Here is a 6034-nt window from a genome sequence, read left to right as displayed (position 1 = left end):
TCCATGCGCGGTTTTTATCTTGGCGCTGCCGTCGGCAAAGCCTGTGCAGACCTAGGGAAACGATGATTTATTCCAGCCATCGATAGGGCCAGGCTGATATCCTAAGCAGCGCCCGTCCCACCTGGTCTGGAGCCCTCAGGATGCACCAACAACTGACCTTCTCCCAGGTCGAGTACGCCAACAAACGCAAGCGCACGCGCCGGGACCGGTTCCTCACCGAGATGGAGCAGGTCGTGCCCTGGGAGGAGCTGCTGGAGGTGGTGCGCCCCTATTATTACCAGGAGCATGGACGCGGCCGCGGGCGCCCACCGGTGCCGCTTGAGCGCATGCTGCGCCTGTACTTCCTGCAGCAGTGGTTCGCCTTGGCCGACGAGGCGCTCGAAGACGCCGTCTACGACAGCCAAGCCTTTCGTGGCTTTCTTGGCATCGACCTGCTGCAGAGCTCGGTGCCCGATGCCACCACCCTGCCCAAATTCCGCCGCCTGCTCGAGGCCAACGCGCTCGGCCAAGCGCTGCTCGAGCGGGTCAACGCCGGTCTGAAAGCACGCGGGCTGCTGCTCAGTCAAGGCACCCTGGTCGATGCCACCATCGTCGCCGCCCCGTGCTCGACCAAGAACGCCAAGAAACAGCGCGATCCTGAGATGCACTCCACGCGCAAGGGCAACCAATGGTATTTTGGCATGAAGGCGCACATCGGCACCGACCGTGACAGTGGCGCGGTGCACAGCGTGCACTGCACGGCGGCCAATGTCGCCGATATCAACGCCACCGAGCACCTGCTGCACGGCGAAGAGACGCAGGTCTTTGCCGATGCGGGCTATCTCGGCGCTGAGAAGGGCGAAGCGCTCAACAGCCGCGAGATCGACTGGTTCATCGCCGCCAAGCGCAGCCAAGTCAAGACAATGGCCGACGGCACCCTGAAAGACCTCACACGCGCATTCGAGCGGCGTAAGGCCCAGATCCGCTCCCGGGTCGAGCATCCCTTCCACGTGGTCAAGAACCTCTTCGGCCACAAGAAGGTGCGCTACAAGGGGCTGAAGAAGAACAGCGTGCACTGGGAAATGCTGTTTGCACTGGCCAACCTCTACCTGCTGCGCAAGCCATTGTTGGGCCAGTGACAGGAGAGGTGCGCCCAATATCCGGGCGCCGGGCAGAAATGAGATGCAATCGGCTCCAATCAGCCATTTTTATCGAGAATAACTCGCACTATTCCAAAAATCGGCCTCGCTAGCCACTCAGACCCCGATTGGGTGGATAGATCATCGGTTCCCTAGATAAGGGAGATGTGACCAACCCACTTAGCGAAATCGGCTTCAACTATCTTGGACTCGACGCGTGGATGCACCTATGCTTAGCTTTCACTACTTCTTAGTCGTCTTGTTAGCCATCACTGCTCTGTCCGGCTGTGCGTCTGGGTCGCGACCATCCTCAACTCTGCCGACAACGCCTGCATCAGCCTCTGACGTTGCGCCGACAGATGATAACAGCGACATGATACCGGCGACGGTCGGTCTACCGCCAAGCCAAAACGGCGGCTATACCCACTACATCAGCGCCGGCGATGTCCTCAAGGTGACCGTATTCCAGGTTGAGGATCTCTCGACCGAGGAGCGAGTAAATCCCTCAGGATCGATTGTGATGCCTCTCATTGGTGCCGTACCTGTTGTCGGGCTGACAACTGAGCAGGCCGAACGGAAGATCGAGCAAGCGCTCGGCACCAACTACCTTCAAGATCCGCAAGTGGATATTTTCGTCTCTGAGTATGCCAACATGAACATCACGGTGGGCGGCGAGGTGAAAAAATCCGGCGTGTTTCCGATGACCGGTCAGACCACACTGATGCAGGCGGTTGCGCTCGCCGGCGGCGTCTCGAAAACGGCAGACGACCGCGAAGTGATCGTGTTTAGGACGGGAGAGAACAACAAGCTCAGCGCTTACGTTATAGACTTGAGAGCCATCCAGGCTGGTGAGCTTGCAGATCCCCAGCTCGTCGCCAATGATAAGATCCTGGTTCCTGAGTCCGGTTCTAAAGTCTTCACGCGCAACCTGTGGGATACCGTCCGCGGATTTGTCCGTTTCTCCGCAATTCCATTGTAAGAACCTAGCGTTCGCTGCAACTAGGCGTTAAGACCCTGATCGCGGATCAACACCTACGCCGCAATACCCTACTGTTAAGCACGTGAACAAATGACCGAAGCAGCCCAGTTACCCTCGCCTGGCAAGCCATCGCGTGCATTACAGGATGTCCCTCAATTAGACCTGCCCCAGCACTATAGTCCGGGTTCGCCCAGCGCCGAGCAGGCGATTGATGATGACGCGATCGACCTGCGGGAATACTGGCACATCCTGCTGCGCTACAAATGGACCATCGCCCTGGTGGTGGCCCTGGCGCTTGGTCTTGCGCTGGTTGCAACATTTAATACGACGCCTATCTATAAAGCGTCAACCCTGGTTCAGATCGACAGAACCAGCAATCGCATCGTCGAGTACGGAGACGTCACGGCTGAAGGGAGCGCTGGCATGCGTGATGCGGAGTTTTACACAACACAGTACGAGCTGCTTCAGAGCCGAAGTCTCGTTCGCCGAGTAATTGAACAGGTCGGTTTGCGTGCGATTGACAATGCCGCAACACCAGCGGAGCCATCGTTTCTGGAGGGGGTTAAGCAGTCTTTGAAGGGGATCATCGCCACCTTCTCCGCGGCCGAAACTGAAGGGGACAACCTACCGCTCGCCGATCGTGAACAGGCACGGCGAAAAAGCGAAGAAAACCTTCTGCTCGCAAACCTAACGATTGCACCGGTGCGTAATTCTCGGTTGGTACGGGTTGAGTACGAGAGCCCTTTCCCGGGTGAGGCAGCAGCCATTGCCAACGCAATCGCGACCAACTTTATCAATCTGAATCTCGAACGACGTTATGACGCATCTTCTTATGCAAAGCAGTTTCTCCAGGAACAACTCGCGCAGGCTCGAGCAACCTTAGAGGAATCGGAGAAACGTTTTGTTGCATACGCACGCGAACGACAGATCGTCAATTTCGAAGACCGTCTGGAGATCTTACGCAATCAATTGCGGGAAATGAACTCAAACCTGGTTACGGCCGAGGCTGCGCGCTTTGCGGCCGAGTCCGAGTATCAGGAACTGCTCGAGGCCAGCTCAGGCGGCGCGCCTAGCCTCCAGGACAGCGAGCTCATTCAACGCCTTAAACAGCGCCGAAGCGATCTTCAGGCCGATTACCAGCAACAGCTCGAAACCTTCAAGCCGGGTTATCCGGCGATGCAAAAACTACAGCGGCAAATCTCCGAGATCGACGCTGAGATTGCGCGCGAAACGGCCTCGATCCGCGAGAGCGTCCGTGCAACCTTCGAGGCTCGTATTCGTGAGGAGGCGAAGCTACGCCAACGCATCCAAGAAGCGAAGGATGAGGCGCTCCTGTTGCAAGATCGCACGACAGATTACGAGACCCTCAAGCGTGAGGTGCAGACCAATCGCGAACTCTATGATGGACTCTTGCAGCGTATGAAGGAAGTTGGCGTCGCAGCGGGTGTCGGTGAAAACAACATCTCGGTTGTTGATGCTGCAACGGTGCCGTTGCGGCCCTATAAGCCAGATCTGCGCAAGAATCTTGCGATCGCCCTGGTGCTCGGCCTGTTCCTCGGTGCTGGCCTAGCGTTTCTACTCAATAGCCTAGATGACACGGTAAAATCGGCTGACGGTATTGAACGTCGCGTCGGTGCTCCAGTGTTAAGCCTGCTACCACATGTGTCGGCCCGAGCGATCGGCTTGACCGACGAAGAGCTGCCTCTGATCGCTTACAAAGACCCAAAGAGCGCGGTGGCCGAAGCGGTACGCTCCTTGCGCACCTCTTTACTCTTCTCAACCGCCGACGGCGCACCGCGCATCATGCACTTCACCAGCCCTGGCCCGCGTGAAGGGAAGACCACAACTGCGGTCAGCACCGCTATCGCCTTCGCGCAGGCCGGCGATAAAGTGTTGCTAATCGATTGCGATCTGCGCAATCCGTCACTTCATCGAGTTTTCGGGCTGCCGAATTCAACTGGCCTGACTAACCATCTTGCCGGCGATGCAAAACCAGCAGAGATCGCTCAGCCTACCCAAGTCCTGCGGTTGTTCACGATTACTAGCGGACCGCTACCACCGAATCCGGTCGAACTGTTGTCGACCGCAAAGATGGTCGACCTCCTCAGCCACTCCGCAGAGCGTTTCGACCGCGTCATTATCGATGGACCGCCAGTGATTGGTCTTGCTGACGCGCTGGTGCTGGCCAACCTGGCCAAGGCCACCATCTTCGTCGTTGAGCCCGGGGGCACCCGGACGCGCGACCTGGAAGGCTCGATTCGACGGCTGCACCAAGCGAGCGCTCGAATCATGGGCTCTTTGCTTAACAAGGTCGGACGACCCGGCCAGGGCTATGGCTATGGCTATGGCTATGGCTATGGCTATGGCTATAACTATAACTATCTTTACGATTACGGTGGCAAGGGCGATAACAAGGCCGCCCTACCGCAACAGGAACCGGCATAGACCGGAGCACTCATGGTGCCGCCATTGGTTGAGCTCGCGCTCAACTACTATCGCAGGCCGCTCGACTATAGCCATGTCGCTGATATCGAGCTGCCCCTGCCAAAAGGCTTTTCTGGCATGGTTTCCGATCTGGGCGCTGCGCTCTCAAGCGCTCGCATTGAGGAAACCGCGGAACAACTCTCAACCGAACCAGAGGAGCTTTATGAGGCCGCCCGTTTCTTTGTCCGGCATGCGCTGCTGAACCCTGCGGCTGATCATTATCGTTGCCTTGGATTGACCCGCAAGAGTCACAGCGAGGATATTCGGTCGAATTATCAGGTTCTGATCCGGATGTTCCATCCGGACCGTATGGACGAGGTGGATGACGTCGACCTTGCCTACTCGAGTCGTCTCAATGCGGCCTATCGAGTGCTGCGCGATGCGGAGGCACGCGCACAGTACGATCGTGGGTTGCGAAGACACCGGACTACAGCAAAAGGCCTGGATGCAAGCAGTTACTTTCAGGCAGATCACCATCGCATCTCTGCGACACCAACGTTTGGGCGTTTCCGCTCATTCTGGTCGAGCTCCAAACGTGCGACATCTTCAGCCGCTGTTCTCGTGCTACTCGGGTTAGTTGTGAGTGCCTTTTGGATCAGCGGCGAGCAGGAGACCGCGACGCTTCGCCTGACGCGGCCGGCTTCTGAGGTTGCACAGGGGCAGGCGTTTCCACGTTACTTAAAGGGGCTCGGCGGGAGTGCCACTCCGGCATCACAGCCCAATACACTGGCTGCTCAGCGAGGAGCGCAGACGGAGGCGGTATCACCCAATGAACCCTCGCGTATATTGAATAGTACAACTGCGGCAACGGCAGAGCCCTTAGAGGACGTCCAGGCGCCGGTTCGGCCTGTCAATGAAGGCGACACGGCAACGACCCTGTGGCCCGCGCGACTAGCGACCTCGGTGATTACGGAATCGGTGATCTTGTACGGCTATATCACCGAGATGCGCAGCCAGGCAAGTCCGGATGGCGCTCAGCAGCCACTCGCAGCGGACGGACTCCAACCGCATCCCACGGTTGACGAACGGTTCGAGGCGATGCTCGAGGCCGCTCTCGCAGATACGAATCCGGTCTCACCAAAGCAAAAGCCCCAGCCAAAGCCACAGCCAAAGCCACAGCCACAGCCGACGTCTATCCAAACACCGCTCTCAATTGAACCGCAAAGGCCAGAGGGTACCAATCGCGTTAAGCCTCAGCCGACAACCGCGGCGCCAAGGGCGAAGCCTGGGCCGGAAATAGATACCAACCAAGCAGAACGGATTGGAGCACGAATGTTGACTGAACTGGAGAATGCTTACCGCAGCGGTAACGCCTCAGCGTTCGCTGCGCTCTTCACTAGCGAGGCCCGGACCACTGATGGGAGCGGGCGAGGACGGATTCGCCGGCTCTATAGCGATCTGTTTCGCATTAGCGCGGAGCAGTCGATGAGCATTAGGGGGGTACGCTGGAGTC

General features: G+C 58.0%; 4 protein-coding genes and 1 pseudogene. All 5 read left to right on the top strand.

Annotation, left to right across the window (positions count from 1 at the left end; genetic code table 11):
• Positions 1-140: 140 nt before the first annotated feature.
• Positions 141-1118, top strand: coding sequence for an IS5 family transposase (locus ACY693_RS13730; protein ID WP_462322391.1), 978 nt, complete (start codon positions 141-143; stop codon positions 1116-1118).
• 373 nt (positions 1119-1491) lie between these two features.
• Entirely contained in the window at positions 1492-2097 is a 606-nt protein-coding gene (locus ACY693_RS13725; RefSeq protein WP_462322390.1) for a polysaccharide biosynthesis/export family protein, read from the top strand.
• Positions 2098-2187: 90 nt separating this feature from the next.
• Positions 2188-4542, top strand: coding sequence for a GumC family protein (locus ACY693_RS13720; protein WP_462322389.1), 2355 nt, complete (start codon positions 2188-2190; stop codon positions 4540-4542).
• 12 nt (positions 4543-4554) lie between these two features.
• Positions 4555-4974 (top strand): annotated as a pseudogene (locus ACY693_RS13715) (J domain-containing protein); the annotation flags it as partial.
• Positions 4975-5853: 879 nt separating this feature from the next.
• Positions 5854-6034, top strand: a 181-nt coding sequence (locus ACY693_RS13710; protein ID WP_462322392.1) for a hypothetical protein, incomplete at its 3' end; no start/stop codon positions are given.

It is taken from the genome of Halochromatium sp. (assembly GCF_054919635.1).
Note: the sequence above shows the minus strand (reverse complement) of the source record. Positions and strands in the feature narration are given on the sequence as shown.

Excerpts from the sequence above, each read along its gene's own strand:
- ACY693_RS13725 (WP_462322390.1), top strand. The coding sequence starts at position 1,492 with ATGATACCGGCGACGGTCGGTCTACCGCCAAGCCAAAACGGCGGCTAT.
- ACY693_RS13720 (WP_462322389.1), top strand. The coding sequence starts at position 2,188 with ATGACCGAAGCAGCCCAGTTACCCTCGCCTGGCAAGCCATCGCGTGCA.
- ACY693_RS13730 (WP_462322391.1), top strand. The coding sequence starts at position 141 with ATGCACCAACAACTGACCTTCTCCCAGGTCGAGTACGCCAACAAACGC.